A 19,715-nucleotide genomic window follows, 5' to 3' on the forward strand; every position below is an offset into this window, starting at 1 on the left:
TTAATCCTCCAGCACTTGACGGACGGCGGCTTCGATACGTTCTACGCCAGGGATCCAGAGTTTTTCGAGAGCAGGGGAGAACGGGACCGGCGTGTGTGGCGGCGTCACCAGCACAACGGACGCTTTGAGGAAATGGAATGCCTGGGACGCAATCAGCGCCGCGACATCATGAGCAAAACCGAAGCGTGCCGCGGATTCGTCGACAATCACGACCCGCCCTGTGGAAGCCACCGATTCCAGAATACCTTCCTCATCCAGCGGCGAAATGGTTCGCGGGTCGACCACCTCGACCGAGATCCCCTCTTTGGCCAGCTTGTCCGCCACCTGGTTGGCTTTATGCACCATTGCCGACAGCGCAATGATGGTGACGTCCTCTCCTTCGCGGGTATAGTTGGCTACACCTAGCGGGATGGTATAGCTCTCGTCCGGTACCTCGCCCTTGAGGTCGTACAGCATTTTATGCTCGCAGAATACCACCGGGTCGTCGTCGCGAATGGACTGGATTAACAGACCCTTGACGTCATAAGGCGTCGAGGGCACCACCACCTTCAGCCCTGGGGTGGTGGCAAAGATATTATAGGGTGACTGTGAATGCTGGGCCGCGGCGGAAAACCCCGCGCCGATCATACCTCGCATCACCAGCGGGGCCCTGGCTTTGCCACCAAACATGTAGCGGAACTTAGCCGCCTGGTTGTACAGCGCATCGTGACTCACGCCAAAAAAATCCATGAACATCAATTCCGCGACCGGCCGCAGACCCGTCGCTGCGGCGCCGGCCGCCATACCGATAATGGCCGACTCGGTAATGGGCGTGTCGATCACCCGATCGGAGCCGAACTGCGTCCACAGCCCTTTAGTGACCCCAAGCACACCGCCAAAGGCTTCTATCTTCGCCTCTTCGGGCGCATTTCCGCCATGACCGCCACGTAAGTCTTCACCGATCAGCACCACGCGTTCATCGCGTTCCATTTCCTGGGCCAGGGCTTCCTTGACCGCTTCACGATAGGTTTTTATTGTCATGGTTATCACCCTCAGTATGAGACATAAACGTCTGTCAGCAGGTCTTCCGGAGCCGGATAGGCAGCGGCGCGGGCCTTCAATACGGCATCGTTGACCAGGCCTTCTACTTCCTCGTCAATCGCCGTCAGTTCTTCCTGGGTGATATGCTGCTTGACCTTAGCGGTGAAAATCTTCAGCGGATCATGTTGTTCACGCAGGCGTTGCACTTCACCTTCCGCGCGGTATAGCGCGGGATCGCCCTCAAAATGACCATGCCAGCGGAAGGCTTTGGCCTCAATGACGCTTGGGCCACCGCCTTCTCGCGCACGCTTGACCGCCTCTGAGGTTGCCTCATAAACGGCAAAGAAATCGGTGCCATCAACGGTCACTGCCGGCAGGCCGAAGCCAGCGGCGCGTCGGGCGATATCACGCCCGCCCACGGCGTAGTCGTGGCCGGTCCCTTCGCCGTAACCGTTATTCTCGAAAATAAAGACGGCTGGAAGCTGGAGCACGACGGCCATATTGATGGCTTCAAAGACCAGGCCCTGATTAGAACCACCATCGCCCGTAAAAGAGACACCGACGTTGCCGGTTTTTAGCGTCTTTGCCGTTAGCGCGGCGCCGATGGCCAGGGGAGGGGCTCCCCCAACGATAGCGTTCGCCCCCAGCATTCCTTTCGACAGATCGGCAATGTGCATCGACCCGCCCTTACCGCGACATAACCCGCTGTCCTTACCGAATATTTCGGCCATCATGCCGTGAATGTCACAACCTTTAGCAATACAGTGGCCATGTCCACGGTGTGTTGAACCAATGAAATCTGCGCTCGTTAAATTTTCGCAGACCCCCACCGCGATGGCTTCCTCGCCGGTGTAAAGGTGAATGAAGCCCGGAATATCACCGCTGGTATTTTCCTGATGCAACCGCTCTTCAAAGGTCCTGATCTCCCGCATCTTGCGGTAAGCCTGCAATAACGCCTGTTTGCTGAGCATCGTTTAATTCTCCTCAATAAAGGTCACCCAGGCGGGGCCAACAGACAGGGCGGATAACCCTGGCCACACCCATGCAATGAATCTACGAGCGGTTAAAGGGAGTGCGAAGCCACCTTCATGGGGGGGTAGGTGGGGGTTTTCATGCTTGAGGTCAAACTTTCTAAATTTTGTGTAGTAATAAAGTTTGGCTGTCCCATGTCATCCCGGGGGCTGGCGTACAATTGAAAAAAAACAAAGCGAGTAGATAACCACGGATGAAGCCATCGGATTTAGAAAGTCGCCAATCACCCTCACTGGTCTCCGGGCCATTGCGGCTGACGCGAGGCTTGCCGCTAATCCTGACCAAATTCGTCCCGCCTCGCTCCTCGATACAATTGCTGGAGCGCCCCCGGCTGCTTCAGCTTCTCAGTCCCGTTCAGCAGTGCCGGCTGGGCGTCGTTTGCGCCGGCGCTGGATTTGGCAAAACCACGCTGTTGGCGCAATGGCATCAGCAGATGGTCGCCCAGGGTGAACGTATCGCCTGGCTGAGCCTCGATGAGGATGATGATGACGTATGGCAGTTTATTCCTTATCTGCTGCAAGCATTGCGTCCACTCTATGCTGACTGGGACGCCGATTTCTGGCGTGACATGGAAGAACAGAAGCTCTCCAGCTCCGAGCAACTGCTGGCCGGGCTCATTAACCAGCTACACTACTGCCCGCATGACGTGTACCTGATTATCGACGACTTCCACGTGATTAACGATCGTGGGGTCTATGAAGCGCTGGGGTATTTAATCAAGCATGCGCCTGCCGCCTTGCATCTGATCATTGGCAGCCGTTTTCACCCGAATCTTGCGCTGAGCCAGCTGCAGGCCCAGGACCAACTGGTGGAGATCTATGATCGAGACCTGCAATTCACGCTCGAAGAAACAAAACACTATTTTAGCCGCACGGTTGCGCTACCCCTCAGCAACCACCATGCACAGCGGCTACGGTCCGTGACAGAGGGCTGGATTGCAGGGATGAAGATCGCTTCATTGTCGGCAGAATTACAGCATGATCCCGAGCATCTGTTGCGCAATATGCATGGAGGAACACGGTCCATTGCCCGCTATCTGAAAGAGGTGGTACTGGACCCGCTACCGGAAGAGGTTCTCGATTTCCTGGTAAAAACGTCCTTCCTCAGCCGGTTAAATGCCGAACTATGCAATGCAGTGACTGGACGTGATGATAGTAAAGCGATGCTGGCATGGATTGAGCGACACAACCTTTTTTTGTCAGCCCTTGACGAACAGGGCTACTGGTTTCGCTACCATCCTCTGTTACAGGAAAATCTTCGGACTATGCTGCAGCAGAACAACGCTATTGATCGCAAACAGCTACATGAATTAGCCAGTCATTGGTTCGTCGAACAGAAGCTGTGGTCTGAGGCGGTACGCCATGCGCTCAGCGCAGGCAAGCCGGTGCATAGCCCCGTACAGGATGGCGCAAGCGCTCAGTCACTGGCGGAAGAAGGGGATATCGATACCCTGATCTCATGGATGCATCATTTACCGCCCAGCACCGATCCTTCGCGCATTGACCTGCAAATTAACCTGGCCTGGGCACTGGCGCATTATTTCCACTTTGATGAGTCGAGGCAGCTGCTTGATAACCTCGATCAGATGGTACTTCATCATCGTGAGGATTTAACTCGCAGCACCTGGTGTAAATTGCGCGTTGTGCGGGCGATTTGCGAAGCCTTTGCGGAAAACATCCCGGAGAGTCTGGCTATTGTTCAGCCGTTGCTGGCCGAAGTGCCCTGCGGTGACACCTGGGTTGATGGTCTGATATGCAATATTCTCAGCTATTGCCATGTTGTTAACCAGCGCTATCACGACGCGCTGGAGGTTCAACAGCATATGCCCTCTCCGGAAAGTCCTTTAGATAATCTGTTTGTCTCGGTTTATCGCGCGTTTATCATTGCCCAGTGCCATCTTTGTCAGGGCGATCTGGGAAAAGCCGGGTGGTATGCAGAGAAAACGTTGCGCCAGGCTGAATGTTATACCGGTACCCAGTCGACCAGTGGCGCGACGCTGGCGCCGCTGCTGGCGGAGATAGCCTATGAATGTCAGAGGGGGGACTCGCCCGATCATCTGTTAGCCGACCGGCTCGAATTCATCGACCGATTCAGTCCACCCGACGCGCTGAGTCGTTGCTATACCTATCTCGCGCGTCAGGCCCTGGACGGCGATATGCCGTATGAGGCCGAGCGATTGCTGGAGCATGCGCAGCGCCTTGCGGTGTCTCGCGGCTGGCAACGGCTCCAGGCCATGATGTTAGCCGAGCAGGTGAGGGTGCGACTGCAGAGCGGCAATTTCACAGGCGCAGAGCAACTGCAGCGACAACTTGAACAAATGGCCGCCAGCTTCAGAATGGATGCCGAACATCCCTGTCAACGCGCTATCGCTCTGTATGCATCCCTTAGCCACTGTCGCCTTCTTCTCGCCAGAGGGCAGGCGCCGCAAGCCTGTATTCTCCTGGCTGAGATGGTCTCCGATCAGGAAAGCCGGGGGGACGGGTTAACCGCAGCGCGTCTGCGTACGCTCTGGTCATTAGCCTTGTGGCACAGCGGCAAAACTGCCGCTGCGCGCACGACATTTCAGCCAGTCGTGCAGCTGGCTGAACAACAGCATCTCACGGGCCTCTTTCTTGACGCTGGCGATACCTTGCAACCTTTGCTTATCGGTATGAACGATTCCTCTTCGGCTTGGACAGAGGAAAGGGGAGTGCAGGGACCCTGGGCAGACAAGCGCGCGCCTGCAGACAGAACACCGTTTAATAGTGGAAGCCCCGATATTCCTGGGGAGCTCAGCGAGCGAGAGTTTCAGATATTACAACTGATCGCTGAAGGTCAGATGAACAAAGAAATCGCTCGCTCCCTCGCTATTTCTGCCGAGACGGTCAAATGGCATATCAAAAACATCTACGCGAAGCTTAAAGTGAATAGCCGCACTCAAGCGATGAGCCGGGCGCTGGAGATGAAACTACTGGATTAATGGTTTGAACAGGGGGGGCTGGGCGCAAAATATTATTCAGACGTCATTGCTTATAGCCGCTTACGTTACGGTGCTATGAGCCATGGATAGACGGGCTTTATGCATAGCGATCTCCTTCGTTGGCAGATTGATTATGCCGGATGATTTCTAAATATTAATGGCAAGATTATGCGGGATACTTACATTCTGACCTGAACAGAAAAGCTCACTTAAGCCCGGCCAGTGCCGGGTTTTTGATGTCTGTAGCCTGAGTGCATGTATATACTGCATGAAATCGCATGACTTTATGCACTTGCATTTTTACTTCCCAGGCCAGATAAGGCCCGGTTGAGAGCCTATCATGCAACTGCATCAAAACCACTCCATAAAGCGGGCAGACGTGGCGTGGCGGGGCTACGAGCGCGCCATTTGGGGTAAAAATGTAATAAATTCCTTTTTGTACCTGCTGGCATTTTTACAACCCAAGAGTCTTGTTCTAATATGTTTAGTCAGGTTCTCTAATAAAGAAAGGACTAACTTTTCTTCGATCATCTATAAATATATTCATATAATCCTTAGCTCTAGAAAAAGCCACGTACATTAATCTATTAGCAATATCGCGAGCATATTCATTTCCTTTTTCAAAAGATGATTGATGAGGCACCACCTGATCATGATACCCAATAGAGATTACATAATCATATTCCTCACCCTTCGAACCATGTATAGTAGATACAGAGACAACATTTTTGTCTTTATTAATCATCTTACTAATTGCGCCCATGCCAGCCCTGATTTTTGCCACAGAAGCCGCTGCATTACATATTTTGTAATCTGTCTCAAGTTTAATGGATTTTTGATACTTCATTTCTAAAAAATCATATAACTCCCTCAACCACAATATAAAATTATTTTTTACTGACTGAAACTCCTTTAAATCACGCTTAAGTTGTAATGGCGTCAAATGACTCAATTCAGGAACAGAATCAACAACTTTCCTTGCAAGAGAACTTCTTCTTTGGTAGTTAATAACATTTACATCCAAAAGAACCAAACTTATCAACTCGTAAAATACAGTATTCCTAGCACAATATAGGGGGTTTGTTGATTGAAAATCATAAACGAAGTTTTCTGAAAGGTCATATAAAGCATTTATTAGCGCCATAAGATAGTACTTATCAGGCCCTATAATAGCAATCCCGGAAACGCTATTATATTTTGTTTGGTATTGATTTATTAAATTAAACACTCTTTGTGGCAATTCATCTTGAGAAATATCTTTGATTATTGGAGGTTTCCCCTCAAATTCACGCAGAGAAGTAACATCATTTCGCGAAGAAGAATATTTCTTGTAATATTTCACCAGTAATTCAGAAGATCGATAGCATCCAGACAAAGCTTCATGCTTTAGTTCAGATAATTGCAGTACAGATTTAATTATATCTTTATCCTTTATAGAAACGCCAAGATCTTGATAAATGGCTTGGTCATTGTCACCAACAATAAATACTGAGGCGCGATTATATCTGGTTATATATGACAATGCTTTAAGCTGAATCAGACTTGTATCTTGTGATTCATCTAAATAAATATTACCAATTAACTTGGAAAGATGCTCACATATGTTTTGATTGTTTTCAAGAAATTCTACGCCAAGCTTAATAATATCATCAAAATCAATCAGTCTATTATTTTTCTTGAAGGTATTATACTCCTGAATTACAAGTAACTCTTTGTGCTTATCATCTAACGAATGGCAATAAGGTTCCACAAATGCGTTACCTTGCTCATCACAATTATAACGTATTCTTACTCCTAGTTTTTTATCACTTTCTATGCTCTGGATTATTTTTCTTTGTTTATATTCTGAAAGTAAAGAAAATCCATCTTTTAATCTTGATATAGCTCCAGCATACTTTTTAACAACCCACTCTAAAAGGAAAGAATGAATAGTCCCGCACCAAACTCTATCTATCTCTATACTTAGATTATCTATCCTGCTAGAGATCTCATCAGCTGCTGCGTTAGTGTGAGTTAACACAATATGCCAACGAAAACCTTCGTTTCGATATAAATTGTCCTCTAACATACCAATCAATAGTTTTGTTTTACCAGCCCCAGGGCAGGCGCTGACCAATAGATTGTCTTTAATATTAATTAATTGTCTCTTTTGATTATCCATGATGAACCTCAAGCAAAGAAGTTAAAGGATCGTTAGGGTAATGTGTTTTAAATATGTCCAAAGCAGTATCTATGTTATCTATAATAAATGCTAAATCATCCTGTCCCAATATATTATTTAATAAATCAGACCCATCTCTATTCTTAATAACCTCACTACGATATCGAACCATCTTTGCTAGAGTGAATTTATTAAAATCACCAGTGAACCCTAACGACTGACAGAGTGCCTTAGGGATAGGAAAATCTGCATCAAGCTTGTCAACAAGCATCATTGCAAACCAACCTTTTTTATGCTTATTAGCTAACTTTAAAGCGTAGCAGCCTATTTTTTGTCTATCAGAGGATTGGAATGCTTCTTGGTATGGTGTGTAATATGCTCTTTTCTCAAATGATTCAGCGGCTATCGCATCAAAGTATCTTACGGCGCCTGATAGCACTAAATCAATTTCGAAAGTATACTTAGAAAAATAGGCACGAATAAAAGCGTTATTTCTAACTATTTCATCCAGAATTACTTTACGAGCGACACCAGACTCTGCTGAGTTCACAGCTTTATTATAATCATCTTGAGATAAATAATCAGGCTTATTATCTCCATACAAATTTATGTCATCATCGGTCAAAATTGCACATTTCTTTTTAATTCGGTCTGAGTGAAATAAAGATGATAGTAATTCAAACCCAGTACCCCGCACAGATATCAAGGATATGCCAAGTTCATCAAGTGTAATACCGAAACTATTTTTAACGAGATGAGGTATTAATATTTCTTCAGCATCACCTTCAATTAGGATAACATTCTTGGCAAAGAGAATATCTGTTCTTATGGCATCAAGGAATCTCTCAATGCGATTAATTCTCTCTTTTTCCAATCCGTTAGATGGAGAGCAAGAAATTGTTTCAAGACCATTTTTTACAAGCACATTTGTAGTGGATATATTTGATACTGATGATATATGAGTTGAATGAGTAGATATAAAAACTTGCGTTTTATTATTTTTCAGATTGCTAAATAAAGATTTTTGTATGTGCGTATGAATATGAGCCTCAGGCTCTTCAATTATTAAAAAATTAGCTAAGAGGTTTTTACTGATACCTTCTTCGTACTCATACAATTTCAAAGCTAAATATATTAAATTAGCACCCCCGAGACTCATCTCTGATAGCTCTGATACATATCCTTCACAAAGAGAGTCGCCAGCCTTGAGTTGAAGAACCTTTACCAACTCTTTTAGCTCACAGGGCAATTCAGATGTAACATTCAAAACCGGCGAGTAAGTGGTACCAACAGCATTGGTTATTGATAATAATATGCCCTCAGAAAGCCTCTTAACCTCTTCAATCGATGATATTCTGTTATTCACGTTTTTGATGTTTTCGCTCAATGCGTCATCATTATCAATTCCTTTAGAAACATATTCTAAAAGCTTTTGGAATGGGTTGAATCGATTATTCTTAAGTTCACTTACCACATCTCTCAAAGCACGAGCATAAGTACAACTGATATTATCCTGAATATTATACCCACGTTGTCTATTACCAATTAAATCAATCCGCTCTAACTTTGGGTCAGGGAATAAATAATCATTAAAATCACCAACCACATGAGAGTATAATCCATCATCGCTAAAATCTGCTGTGCCTTGACATAACACTAAGGATTCATACGTGGTCTTATCAATAGAATATTGTTCTTTCAGTATATTATATGCGCTTCTACGCGCATCAACATCTTCAATATCATTTAAATTGAAAAGTTGTTCTCTGATGTAAAGTTGCGGTCTGTAAATATAAGTTATTCGCCCTGTTCCACCACCATTAACGGTGGTATTTAATTGACATAGTAACTCTGACTCTTCATCCCCACCTATTTCATCAAACTCCAAACTAATTATAACCCAATGACCAAACGCTGTCCCTAGCCCTCGATGAAAGTCATTTTCTACAAGATATCGCTTATAATATGGCAAGGTATCGTCAAGTATAAGTCTCATCGCCTCAAAGACATTTGTTTTCCCCGATGAATTTTCACCTACAATTGTATTGACGCATTCTTTTTTGAAGAAAAGAGACGCTGCCTTAAAATTTCTAAAATTTCTTACCGAGAGGGTCTTGATAAACATATGTTTTTCATCCCTTAAATATAAAATCAGAATACCATTGCATCATTTTTTTCTACCAATGAGATATTAAGCATGGTTATAAGTACCTCTGATTGGATTTTTGTCAACATGGGTCAACTGAAGCTCAATCCAAGCAGTATCAAGATCATGATCGTGAAGGATAGTAGAAAAAGTATGCCGAAAGCCATGATCAGTCACTCTCCCAACATAGCCAATTCGCTTGATTAATTGATTAACACTAGCTTCACTCATAGGTTTGTTCGGATCGTTCCGCCCTGGAAAAACATAACGATAGTTCCCTGTCATGACTTTGAGTTCATGGAGTAAATTTAACGCTTGAGTCGACAATGGCACAAGATGTGACCTGCGCATTTTCATCCTTTCAGTAGGAATTTCCTAAATTGCGTAATCCAGATCAAATTCTTGCCATAATGCAGCACGTCATTCGATGGTTCTCACACCCGTGATCATCAGTAATTTCTTAGCAATATGGACAAGCCGACTGCCTTTGTAACTGTCTAAGGCACGCAGAAATTCGGGTATCTAATCAGCTTTTAGGAAGGGGAAATGATTGGATTGGTGTACTTCGAGAGCGCTGGAAAGATCTGCCGCAGGATTGTACTCCGCTCTACCCGTTACAATTGCGTAGCGAAACACTTCAGAACAACGCTGACGCACTTTCCGCATTTTCTCCAACGCACCACGTTTCTCAATTTTACGCAGTACGTTAAGCAGCTCCAGCGGTTTTATCTTTCCCACTTTCCTTGTTCCAACATAAGGGAAAGTGTTGTTTTTAAAACGCTTCTATGATGTCTGATGCATATCCTGCCGACCATTTAGCAGATTTAAGTTGATGCCACTCTCTGGCTATCTTTTCGAAAGCGTTCTCTAAATCTCTTTGCAGAGCCAGCTTTTGCTCTTTTCGAACCTCATTCGGGTTCTTTCCTTCCGCGACCAGCTTTCGGGTATCGTCGTGATGAGAGCGAGCATCGGCAAGGTTGATTGTCGGATACACACCAGGCGAGATCATTTTGGGCTTACCGACATAGCGATAGAGGAACCGCCAGCTTTTGCTTCCATTAGGTTCTATAAGCAATGACAAGCTTTGCCCATCCCCAAGCGTATAGGGTTTATCTTTGGGCTTAGTGCAGTGAATCTGCATATCATTGAAAGGCGTGTGTATAGGAATCCAGGACCGAACAAGGACATATACACAATCCTAAATACATTAAGTATATGATTTACTTGAAAATTAAGGGTAGCGATGGACTGAAGAACAGTAAAATCGTTACAAATCAGGGTAGTTACGGATAAATACGGACGTTGGGGGAAGTTGAAATGGTGCCGATAATAGGAGTCGAACCTACGACCTTCGCATTACGAATGCGCTGCTCTACCAACTGAGCTATATCGGCCCTGCAAGAGGTGTTCACGAGCGTGAATCACGAGGCAAAAGGTTAGAACTTAGCGGGCGATGCGTCAATAGTCAGTGGAATCAACTGCCTATTTTTGCATCGCCCGTTCTCATTTACGCACGAATGGTATCGTCGCCGAAACCAATCCACTTATAGGTGGTTAACGCTTCCAGTCCCATCGGGCCGCGGGCGTGCAGCTTCTGAGTGCTGACCGCCACCTCCGCGCCGAGGCCGAACTGGCCGCCGTCGGTGAAGCGCGTGGAGGCGTTCACATATACCGCGGAAGAGTCCACTTCATTGATAAAGCGGTTGGCGTTACGCAGGGTGCGGGTCAGGATGGCGTCGGAGTGCTGGGTGCCATGTTCGCGGATATGGGCGATAGCCTCATCCATATCAGCCACCACTTTGACGTTCAGATCCAGCGACAGATATTCGTCGTCATACTGCTCCGCTTTCACCGGCTCGACCTTCGCAGGGCCGTTTTGCAGCGCGGGGAGGGCGGAAGGGGCGGCGTGCAGGGTGACGCCGCTTTCGGCCATCTGCTTGCTTAACGCCGGCAGGAAGGTGTCGGCGATGTTGCGGTGCACCAGCAGCGTTTCCACGGTATTGCAGGTGCTCGGCCGCTGGGTCTTGGCGTTGACGATGATCTTCAGCGCGGGGGCGATCTCGGCGGTTTCATCAACGAAGATATGGCATACGCCAATCCCGCCGGTGATCACCGGGATCGTGGATTGCTCGCGGCACAGCTTGTGCAGGCCCGCGCCGCCGCGGGGGATCAGCATATCGATGTATTTATCCATCTTCAGCATTTCGCCCACCAGTGCGCGATCCGGGCTCTCAATGGCCTGTACCGCGGCGGCCGGCAGGCCGCACTCCTGCAGCGCCTGCTGGATCACCTTCACCGTGGCGGCGTTGGTGCGCCAGGTCTCTTTCCCGCCGCGCAGGATCGCCGCGTTGCCGGTTTTCAGGCACAGGGAGGCGACGTCGACCGTCACGTTGGGACGCGCTTCATAAATCACGCCGATCACCCCTAGCGGGACGCGGCGACGCTCAATACGCAGACCGCTGTCCAGCAGCCCGCCGTCGATCACCTGGCCGACCGGGTCGGCCAGATTGCACACCTGGCGCACATCGCTGGCGATACCGCTCAGGCGCGCCGGGGTCAGCGCGAGGCGATCAAGCATCGCTTCGCTCAGACCATTGGCGCGAGCTTCCGCTAAATCTTCCGCGTTAGCGCGCAGAATATCGTCGGTCTGCGCTTCCAGATAATCGGCGATCTTTTCCAGCACCTGGTTCTTTTCCCGGCTGGAGAGTAACGCCAGCTGCCAGGAGGCCGCTTTGGCGGCAATGCCCATTTGTTCCAGCATTTTCAGCTCCTTAACGGATGATCATATCATCGCGGTGGACGGCCACCGGGCCGTATTCGTAGCCCAGAATGGCATCGATTTGCTGCGAGTGCTGGCCGGCGATAAGGCGCAGCGCATCGCTGTTGTAGCGGCTGACGCCGTGAGCGATGTCGCGTCCTTCGCTATTGCGGATGCGGATCACTTCGCCGCGGGAGAAGTTGCCGCTGACGATTTTGATGCCTTTTGGCAACAGCGAGCTGCCTCGTTCGAGGATCGCCTGGGTCGCGCCCGCATCGACGGTCAGTTCACCGGCCGGCGGCGCGCCGAAGATCCAGCGCTTACGGTTCTCCAGCGGAGACTCCTGGGCGTGGAAGCAGGTGCCTACCGGCAGGCCTGCCATCGCGTGGCCGATGACGTCCGGGCGGTTGCCGGCGGCGATGATGGTATCAATCCCCGCGCGGCAGGCGACGTCCGCGGCCTGCAGCTTGGTGCCCATGCCGCCGGTGCCGAGTCCGGAGACGCTGTCGCCGGCGATGGCGCGCAGCGCGTCGTCGATGCCGTAGACGTCTTTAATCAGCTCCGCCTGCGGGTTGCTGCGCGGGTCGGCGGTGAACAGGCCAGGCTGGTCGGTTAACAGCAGCAGCTTATCCGCCCCGGCGAGGATCGCGGCCAGCGCGGAGAGATTGTCGTTATCGCCCACTTTGATTTCCGCGGTGGCGACGGCGTCGTTTTCGTTAATGACCGGGACGATGCTGTTATCCAGCAGGGCGCGCAGGGTGTCGCGGGCGTTGAGGAACCGTTCTCTGTCTTCCATGTCGGCGCGGGTCAGCAGCATCTGGCCAACGTGAATGCCATAGATAGAAAACAGCTGTTCCCACAGCTGGATAAGACGGCTTTGTCCCACCGCCGCCAGCAGCTGCTTGGAGGCGATGGTGGCGGGCAGTTCCGGGTAACCAAGGTGCTCGCGCCCGGCGGCAATGGCCCCGGAGGTCACGATGACAATACGGTGTCCCATGGCGTGCAGCTGTGCGCACTGGCGCACGAGCTCGACGATATGGGCGCGGTTCAGGCGACGGGACCCGCCTGTTAAAACACTGGTGCCCAGTTTTACCACCAGCGTCTGGCTTTCACTCATGATTCTCTGCCGTTCAAAAGGAATATCGATATCGAGCTGATGTTGTAGCAGGAGTCGGCCCGCTTGCCAACACCCGGGGCGGCGGGCGCGCCATTTTATTGCGCGGGATCGGGCATTCTGGAGAGGATATGTGACAAAAATATGTCAGATACATTTAAATACTCTTTTTTATAAAAAGTTCCACATTGTCATAAATATTTAATATGCCGGCGTTAAAAAACTCCTGTTTTTGATGGGCGAGAGCCCGCAATTGAATAGCGCGTATAAATAAATCACCAGGACTGAATAATGAAAAAGAGTACTCTGGCATTAATGATGATGGGGTTTGTGGCTTCAACAGCGACGCAGGCAGCGGAAGTTTATAATAAGAACGCGAACAAGCTGGATGTGTACGGCAAGATCAAAGCCATGCACTATTTCAGCGACTATGACAGCAAAGATGGCGATCAGACTTACGTGCGTTTCGGTATTAAAGGCGAAACGCAGATTAACGAAGACCTGACCGGCTATGGCCGTTGGGAATCTGAATTCTCGGGTAACAAAACCGAGAGCGACTCCAGCCAGAAGACTCGTCTGGCGTTCGCTGGGGTGAAGCTGAAGAACTACGGTTCTTTCGACTACGGCCGTAACCTTGGCGCCCTGTACGACGTGGAAGCCTGGACCGATATGTTCCCGGAATTCGGCGGCGACTCATCCGCTCAGACCGATAACTTTATGACCAAGCGCGCCAGCGGCCTGGCGACCTACCGCAACACCGACTTCTTCGGTCTGGTGGATGGCCTGGATCTGACCCTGCAGTACCAGGGTAAAAACGAAGGCCGTGAAGCGAAGAAACAGAACGGCGACGGCGTCGGCACCTCGTTAAGCTATGATTTCGGCGGCAGCGACTTCGCCGTCAGCGCAGCCTACACTAGCTCCGACCGTACCAACGATCAGAACTTGCTGGCCCGCGGCCAGGGTTCGAAAGCGGAAGCCTGGGCGACCGGCCTGAAATATGACGCCAACAATATCTACCTGGCGACCATGTACTCTGAAACCCGCAAAATGACCCCGATCAGCGGCGGTTTTGCCAACAAAGCGCAGAACTTTGAAGCGGTGGCCCAGTATCAGTTCGACTTCGGTCTGCGTCCGTCCCTCGGCTATGTGCTGTCGAAAGGGAAGGATATCGAAGGGGTGGGGAGTGAAGATCTGGTTAACTACATTGACGTGGGCCTGACCTACTACTTCAACAAAAACATGAACGCCTTCGTGGATTACAAAATCAACCAGCTGAAAAGCGATAACAAACTCGGCATCAACGATGACGACATCGTCGCGCTGGGCATGACCTACCAGTTCTGATCAACTTCAGAACCACCCGCCGCAGCCCAGGCTGCGGCTTTTTTTTAGCGGCGGTTCTTCGCCAGATGCAGGGTGTCGCTGTTCATGGTGATCTGCGCGTTATACTCCTTCGGCAGACGACGCGCCTGATAGAACGCGGATTCCCAGTAAGGGTTGTCCAGCGAAGAACGCATCACGCCCTGGCTGCTCGAGGCGTGAAGGAAATTATGATCGGTATCGTAAAAGCCAACGTGCATCCCGGCCCGGGTGCGGAAGAAAACCAGATCGCCGGGACGTAAATCGCGCTTATTGACCCGCACGCCCATGTGCAGCAGCTCGCGGGTGGTGATCCGCTCCATCGGCAGGTTAAAGCGATCCTTCAACGTGCGCCAGACGAAACCCGAGCAGTCGACGCCGCTTTGTTCAGTACCGCCCCATTCATAGGGGGTTCCCTGCCAGGTGTGCATCTGATCATGCAGGGCCGCCACCACCGGGATCAGATCGTCCGATCCGCCGTCAATGGTCATATCCGCATGAGATTTTGTGTTCTTTGCCTGTTTCGGTGAGGAGGAGCATCCTGCCAACAACAAAAAAGGAATTAAAAAGAGAGCATGCGTCAGTTTTGGCTTCATATCGTTATTTTCGAAGTAGCAAGCAGACTGCTTTGTTTTATAGCCGATTAAAAAGAACGGCTGAATAAGCCGAGGCCGCCTTTACGTTTATTTACGATTAAAAATAAACAACGATGGGATGGATCAGCCATAAAGGGCAGTTGTCACTTCGCAACAGTCTGTGCCAGGATTCTGTCATCAACATCTCACGAGGCATTCCATGACGCATAACGCCATCGCCACCGAGACTTTACCCGGCGCCGCTTTCGACGCGGGGTGGATGACGTCTGCGCCTCATCATTGCTTCGCCACGCTCTGCCCACCGCCTCCCCCTCCAGACCGGGTTGTTTTCGGCGCTTAGCGCCGTCTTTAGCAGGCGCTTACCTGCCGGTATGACGCTTGATACCTTGTGTTTGACGTTCTGGAGCATGCTATGCACGTTCGCTATTCTCTGCTCGCCTCGCAGGCGACAACGGCCATTTTTGTGCTGCTGTGGGGCAGTGCGGCCATTTTCACCCGCTGGGGACTGGACAACGCCTCGCCGGTGGCGCTGCTGGTCTTTCGTTTTCTGATTGCCCTGGTCGCGCTGGCGCCGCTGGCCATCCTCCGTCGGCGCTGGCTGCCCGCGCCGGGCACCCGCTTGCAGACCGCGGCCACCGGCCTGATGCTGATTGGCGGCTATTCGGTCTGTTACTTCGAGGCGATGGCCAACGGCGTGACGCCGGGACTTATCGCCACCATGATGGGGATCCAGCCCATCCTCACGCTTTGCGTGGTGGAGCGCCGCCTGCAGGGGCGGCGGCTGCTGGGGCTGCTGCTTGCCCTGGCGGGGCTGGTGCTGCTGGTATGGCGCAGCCTGGCGGCGTCGCCAATGGCGATGGCGGGGATCCTGTTTGCGCTGGCGGCTTTGCTGCTGATGACTTTTGGCGCGCTGTGGCAAAAGCGCAGCCGTCAGTCGCCGGCGGATGTCCTGCCGCTGCAGTACGCCGTGAGTCTGGGGCTGTGCCTGTTGCTCGCCCCGGTCAGCGGCTTCCGGTTTACCGTTAACGTCGGGTTGATTATTCCGGTGCTGTTTCTCGGGCTGCTGATTTCGGTGGTCGCCCAGCTGCTGCTGTATCGTCTGCTGAGCGCGGGAAATATCGTCAATGTCACCAGCCTCTTTTATCTGGTGCCGGCGATCACGGCGCTGCTGGATTATCTGCTGCTGGGCAACCGGCTGCCGGCGGCGGCGATGGTCGGTATGGTGGCGATCGTCGGCGGGATCGTATTGGTGTTCCGCACCGGCAAGGTCCGCGCTGGCTGACGACGAGCCGGGCGCTGCGGCGTCCGGTTCATTTTCCTGTCATCTTTTTTACGCATGCTCCCGGCAGCTTATTTTGACCAGTAAGGGAAAGTACCATGGGCAACACGCTGACGATTTTTGATCTCGATAACACCCTGATACAGGGCGATAGCAGTACGGTCTGGAGCCAGTTTATGGTTCGCGAAGGGCTGGCGACGCAGAAGGGGTATCTTGCCCGCGAGGCGCGGCTAATGGCGGATTATGACCGGGGAGAGATGAATATCGCCGATTATGTGGCCCTGATCCAGGCGCCGCTGGCCGGAATACCGAAATCGGACGTTGATGCGCTGGTGGCCCGCTGCGTGCGCGAGGCGATCCTGCCCCGGGTCTATCCGCAGGCGTGGGAGCTCATTCGTCGTCTGCGGGCCGAGGGGGAGCAGATGCTGATTATCTCCGCCTCGGTTAGCCTGCTGGTGCAGGCGGTGGCCGCCGCGCTGGAGATCGATCAGGCGCTGGGCATTGACGTGGCGATGGTCGACGGCGGCTACAGCGGGGTCATTGCCGGGATCCCCAGCTATCAGCAGGGAAAGGTGGCGCGTCTGGCGCAGTGGCGCGAGGCGCATCCGCAGTATAACGGCGAGGTGACGTTCTATACCGATTCCATTAACGATCTGCCGCTGTGCCTGCATGCGGATCGCGTGCGGCTGGTCAATCCCTGTCCGCAGCTGCAGGCGGCCGGTGCCGGATACGGCTGGCCGGTGCTGAGCTGGCGGCTGGAATAGCGGAGCGGATAAATGTTTCTGCGGGTTCAGTCGTTCCAGGCCGGATAAGGCGTGTGCCGCCATTCGGCATACAGGCGGCTCCGTGCCGGCGGTCATTGCCCGGCGGCGCTGCGCTTGCGCGGGCCTACGGGGTGTGAGCCTGTGAGAGGGCCCTGTAGGCCGGGTAAGGCGCAGCCGCCACCCGGCGAAATATCGGCGCAACCGGAAATGTCCCTGCTCGCGCTGCGTTTAGCAGGGCTACAACTTCTATTTTAATGCCGGGCAGATTGCGCTCCCGGTTAGTTCTTCTGCGTTATGTCACTTACGGCGCCGGGAGCGCACAGGGTGCGGCCAGTCGCCGCCGCCCCCTGTACCCCCGGGCTCCGGCCAGCAACATCGCCACTGCGTGGTGCCTTCGACTTATCCCTGCAGGCTTCGGGTCGGGCCGAGGCAGCGTCCCTGCAAAACACGGCCCTCAGCCCGCATCCATGCGGGCTGCCCCGGCCTTCCGGGAACGTCTCAGCGATGTTGAGGCCGCCAGCACCGGCAGTTTCAGTCGCGCAAGTGGGTAAATTAATGACTGGTTGCTCGGGCCGTAGGCCGGGTAAGGCGCAGCCGCCACCCGGCATAAAAGCAGCGCCGTGCCTGATGCCCTCGCCCGGCGGCGCTGCGCTTGCGCGGGCCTACGGCGTGTGAACCTGTGAGAGGATCCTGTAGGCCGGGTAAGGCGTAGCCGCCACCCGGCACAAAGGTGCGCTAGCGTTCGTCCTGATACAGCGGCACCACGGCGCCGCCGATATAGCGACGGCGCAGCCAGGCGGAGAGGGTGTCCATGATCATCACCACCGCCACCAGCAGCAGGGTGATAAACATCACCACATCCCAGTTCCACAGGCGCATATTCTCGGCATAGATAAGCCCAATACCGCCGGCGCCGACGAAGCCCAGCACCGCCGCGGAGCGGGTGTTGGATTCAATCTGATACAGGCTCAACGCGAGGAAGGTCGGGAACGACTGGGTAAAAATGCCAAAGCGATGCTTTTGCAGGCCATTCGCGCCCACGGCGGTCAGTCCGCGCCCGGGGGAGCGGTCCACCGCTTCGTGGCCTTCCGCGTACAGCCGTCCCAGCAGGCCGGTGTCCTGCATGATGATCGCCAGCACCCCGGCCAGCGGCCCGAGGCCTACCGCGCGCACGAATATCAGCCCCCAGATAGCCATGTCGATCCCGCGCAGCACATCAAACAGGCGGCGCATCAGCAGGGCGAGGGTCCCCAGCACCACGCCGCGCATGATGTTGCGGGCGGCGAAGAAGGAGAGCAGCAGCGCCAGCACCGTGGCGGTGAGCGTCCCGGCGAAGACGATAGCCAGAGTGATGCCGATTTGCGTGAAGTAATAGCCGAACGGCCAGTTCCAGAAGTCGTGCCAGACGAACATCCGCGCCAGATAGCGGCCAATCTGCTGCAGGCCGGTGGTCAGCTGTTCGCCGCTGATGCCGAACTGCAGAAAAAACCAGACGTAATAGAGCACGCAGGCCAGCGCCACCAGCCCGACGTAGCGCAGGTAGCGCCCCTGGACCTGATAGAGCTGCTTATGCTGCCGCCGGCTGGCGGCGAGATCCGGTTGCATGTGCCAGACGCTCATTTCTTACCCTCCAGTACCCACAGGCGCAGACGACCGGACAGCATGTCCAGCGCCGACACCACCAGAATGATCAGCAGCAGGGTGATGCTCACCTGATCGTAGCGGTCGAGCTTGATGTTGGTCATCAGCTCCTGGCCGATGCCGCCCGCGCCCACCAGCCCGAGAATGGTCGACGAGCGGAAGTTGATTTCAAGCCGCATAAAGCCATAGGAGAGAAACAGCGGTTTCACCTGAGGCCACAGGGCGAAGCGAATTTTCTGCAGCGGGGATGCGCCGCAGGCCGCCAGGCCGCGTACCGGTTTGTTTTGCGCGCTTTCCACCGCCTCGTAGAACAGTTTGGTCAGGCTGCCGACGGTATGCAGCATGAGCGCCAGAAAGCCCGGAATCGCGCCGATGCCGAACGCCATCACAAAGATCACCGCCCACGCCAGCTCGGGCATGGTGCGCAAAAACGCCACCAGCACGCGAATGGCAAAGCGCACCGGCGCCGGGGACCAGGCGTTATTAGCGGCAAGAAACGCGAAAACCGTGGCAATGGCGACGGCCACCAGGGTTGAGGCCAGCGCCAGCTGCAGAGTTTCCCAGATCAGCGGCAGCTGGATCGGCAGGCGATAGCCCCACCAGGCCAGCGAGCCTTTGGTCTGCACGTCGGCGAACAGGTTGCCGGCGCTCAGGGGCGGAATGGTCTCTGCCATATAGTCAAAGAAATGGGGCAGCGAGTGCCAGATAGTCAGCAGATTAAATTCCGCGGCGCTGCCGGCGGCAAAATAGAGCGCCAGCAGCAGCAGCGACCAGCAGACGGCATCGCGCTTTTGCCGCGAGCGTACCTGCTGGTAATAGTGTTCAAATTCGGTGTGGGTCGTCTTCATGCGTCGGGGATCTTCAACGTAGCGCCGCCGCTTACCCT

The 19,715-nt window shown here is 52.6% G+C and carries 13 protein-coding genes, 1 tRNA gene and 1 pseudogene; 4 read left to right on the forward strand and 11 right to left on the reverse strand.

Annotated features, from left to right (window positions below):
• Together GQR96_RS04845 and GQR96_RS04850 are read right to left on the reverse strand one after the other, a co-directional pair.
• Complete coding sequence (locus tag GQR96_RS04845; RefSeq protein ID WP_065903465.1) at positions 1 to 1,020, reverse strand: alpha-ketoacid dehydrogenase subunit beta; 1,020 nt, start codon at positions 1,018 to 1,020, stop codon at positions 1 to 3.
• 11 nt (positions 1,021 to 1,031) lie between these two features.
• Positions 1,032 to 1,991 (reverse strand): thiamine pyrophosphate-dependent dehydrogenase E1 component subunit alpha, encoded by a 960-nt coding sequence (locus GQR96_RS04850; protein WP_017901009.1) that lies wholly within the window; start codon positions 1,989 to 1,991, stop codon positions 1,032 to 1,034.
• Positions 1,992 to 2,245: 254 nt separating this feature from the next.
• Between GQR96_RS04850 and GQR96_RS04855 the strand changes: the two genes are divergently transcribed.
• On the forward strand, positions 2,246 to 5,011 hold the full coding sequence (locus GQR96_RS04855) for a LuxR C-terminal-related transcriptional regulator (RefSeq protein ID WP_069734243.1): 2,766 nt from the start codon (positions 2,246 to 2,248) through the stop codon (positions 5,009 to 5,011).
• Between the two features lie 484 nt (positions 5,012 to 5,495).
• Here GQR96_RS04855 and GQR96_RS04860 read toward each other — a convergent pair whose 3' ends face one another.
• The 6 genes and pseudogenes from GQR96_RS04860 to proB all read right to left on the reverse strand — a co-directional run bounded on the left by GQR96_RS04860 (position 5,496) and on the right by proB (position 13,193).
• Complete coding sequence (locus GQR96_RS04860; protein ID WP_065903469.1) at positions 5,496 to 7,172, reverse strand: UvrD-helicase domain-containing protein; 1,677 nt, start codon at positions 7,170 to 7,172, stop codon at positions 5,496 to 5,498.
• Complete coding sequence (locus GQR96_RS04865) at positions 7,165 to 9,297, reverse strand: ATP-dependent nuclease (RefSeq protein ID WP_065903471.1); 2,133 nt, start codon at positions 9,295 to 9,297, stop codon at positions 7,165 to 7,167. The genes GQR96_RS04860 and GQR96_RS04865 overlap by 8 nt, the downstream gene beginning before the upstream one ends.
• A gap of 66 nt (positions 9,298 to 9,363) precedes the next feature.
• Positions 9,364 to 10,459, reverse strand: a pseudogene (locus GQR96_RS04870) (tyrosine-type recombinase/integrase).
• Positions 10,460 to 10,636: 177 nt separating this feature from the next.
• Positions 10,637 to 10,712 (reverse strand) — tRNA-Thr (locus GQR96_RS04875).
• A gap of 113 nt (positions 10,713 to 10,825) precedes the next feature.
• Positions 10,826 to 12,079, reverse strand: coding sequence for a glutamate-5-semialdehyde dehydrogenase (gene proA, locus GQR96_RS04880; protein ID WP_004147253.1), 1,254 nt, complete (start codon positions 12,077 to 12,079; stop codon positions 10,826 to 10,828).
• Positions 12,080 to 12,089: 10 nt separating this feature from the next.
• A complete protein-coding gene (gene proB, locus GQR96_RS04885; protein ID WP_004204699.1) occupies positions 12,090 to 13,193 on the reverse strand; it encodes a glutamate 5-kinase in 1,104 nt (367 codons plus the stop codon).
• A gap of 288 nt (positions 13,194 to 13,481) precedes the next feature.
• Here proB and phoE point away from each other — a divergent pair, with 288 nt between their 5' ends.
• The gene (gene phoE, locus GQR96_RS04890) at positions 13,482 to 14,534 is read left to right on the forward strand and encodes a phosphoporin PhoE (RefSeq protein WP_004204700.1); all 1,053 of its coding nucleotides are present in this window, start codon (positions 13,482 to 13,484) and stop codon (positions 14,532 to 14,534) included.
• A gap of 44 nt (positions 14,535 to 14,578) precedes the next feature.
• On the opposite strand, the gene GQR96_RS04895 is transcribed toward phoE, so the two are convergent.
• Positions 14,579 to 15,145, reverse strand: a complete 567-nt coding sequence (locus tag GQR96_RS04895) for an NlpC/P60 family protein (RefSeq protein WP_004222859.1) — start codon at positions 15,143 to 15,145, stop codon at positions 14,579 to 14,581.
• A 412-nt stretch (positions 15,146 to 15,557) separates the two neighbouring features.
• Here GQR96_RS04895 and GQR96_RS04900 point away from each other — a divergent pair, with 412 nt between their 5' ends.
• On the forward strand, positions 15,558 to 16,427 hold the full coding sequence (locus tag GQR96_RS04900) for a DMT family transporter (RefSeq protein WP_065903473.1): 870 nt from the start codon (positions 15,558 to 15,560) through the stop codon (positions 16,425 to 16,427).
• 95 nt (positions 16,428 to 16,522) lie between these two features.
• On the forward strand, positions 16,523 to 17,188 hold the full coding sequence (locus GQR96_RS04905) for an HAD family hydrolase (RefSeq protein WP_065903476.1): 666 nt from the start codon (positions 16,523 to 16,525) through the stop codon (positions 17,186 to 17,188).
• 735 nt (positions 17,189 to 17,923) lie between these two features.
• On the opposite strand, the gene phnE (GQR96_RS04910) is transcribed toward GQR96_RS04905, so the two are convergent.
• Positions 17,924 to 18,808 (reverse strand): phosphonate ABC transporter, permease protein PhnE, encoded by an 885-nt coding sequence (gene phnE, locus GQR96_RS04910; RefSeq protein ID WP_060656923.1) that lies wholly within the window; start codon positions 18,806 to 18,808, stop codon positions 17,924 to 17,926.
• A complete protein-coding gene (gene phnE / locus GQR96_RS04915) occupies positions 18,805 to 19,677 on the reverse strand; it encodes a phosphonate ABC transporter, permease protein PhnE (protein WP_017900974.1) in 873 nt (290 codons plus the stop codon). The genes phnE (GQR96_RS04910) and phnE (GQR96_RS04915) overlap by 4 nt, the downstream gene beginning before the upstream one ends.
• Positions 19,678 to 19,715: the final 38 nt, after the last annotated feature.

The sequence above is a fragment of the Klebsiella sp. PCX genome (assembly GCF_021869705.1).
In the GTDB taxonomy this organism is placed as follows: Bacteria; Pseudomonadota; Gammaproteobacteria; order Enterobacterales; family Enterobacteriaceae; genus Klebsiella; species Klebsiella quasipneumoniae.

What these genes read in the sequence shown, in the direction of transcription:
- GQR96_RS04855 (WP_069734243.1), top strand. Translation starts at nt 2,246, where the DNA reads ATGAAGCCATCGGATTTAGAAAGTCGCCAATCACCCTCACTGGTCTCC.
- GQR96_RS04845 (WP_065903465.1), bottom strand. Translation starts at nt 1,020, where the DNA reads ATGACAATAAAAACCTATCGTGAAGCGGTCAAGGAAGCCCTGGCCCAG.
- GQR96_RS04860 (WP_065903469.1), bottom strand. Translation starts at nt 7,172, where the DNA reads ATGGATAATCAAAAGAGACAATTAATTAATATTAAAGACAATCTATTG.
- phnE (WP_060656923.1), bottom strand. Translation starts at nt 18,808, where the DNA reads ATGAGCGTCTGGCACATGCAACCGGATCTCGCCGCCAGCCGGCGGCAG.
- GQR96_RS04895 (WP_004222859.1), bottom strand. Translation starts at nt 15,145, where the DNA reads ATGAAGCCAAAACTGACGCATGCTCTCTTTTTAATTCCTTTTTTGTTG.
- phoE (WP_004204700.1), top strand. Translation starts at nt 13,482, where the DNA reads ATGAAAAAGAGTACTCTGGCATTAATGATGATGGGGTTTGTGGCTTCA.
- proB (WP_004204699.1), bottom strand. Translation starts at nt 13,193, where the DNA reads ATGAGTGAAAGCCAGACGCTGGTGGTAAAACTGGGCACCAGTGTTTTA.
- GQR96_RS04865 (WP_065903471.1), bottom strand. Translation starts at nt 9,297, where the DNA reads ATGTTTATCAAGACCCTCTCGGTAAGAAATTTTAGAAATTTTAAGGCA.
- GQR96_RS04900 (WP_065903473.1), top strand. Translation starts at nt 15,558, where the DNA reads ATGCACGTTCGCTATTCTCTGCTCGCCTCGCAGGCGACAACGGCCATT.
- GQR96_RS04905 (WP_065903476.1), top strand. Translation starts at nt 16,523, where the DNA reads ATGGGCAACACGCTGACGATTTTTGATCTCGATAACACCCTGATACAG.
- proA (WP_004147253.1), bottom strand. Translation starts at nt 12,079, where the DNA reads ATGCTGGAACAAATGGGCATTGCCGCCAAAGCGGCCTCCTGGCAGCTG.
- phnE (WP_017900974.1), bottom strand. Translation starts at nt 19,677, where the DNA reads ATGAAGACGACCCACACCGAATTTGAACACTATTACCAGCAGGTACGC.
- GQR96_RS04850 (WP_017901009.1), bottom strand. Translation starts at nt 1,991, where the DNA reads ATGCTCAGCAAACAGGCGTTATTGCAGGCTTACCGCAAGATGCGGGAG.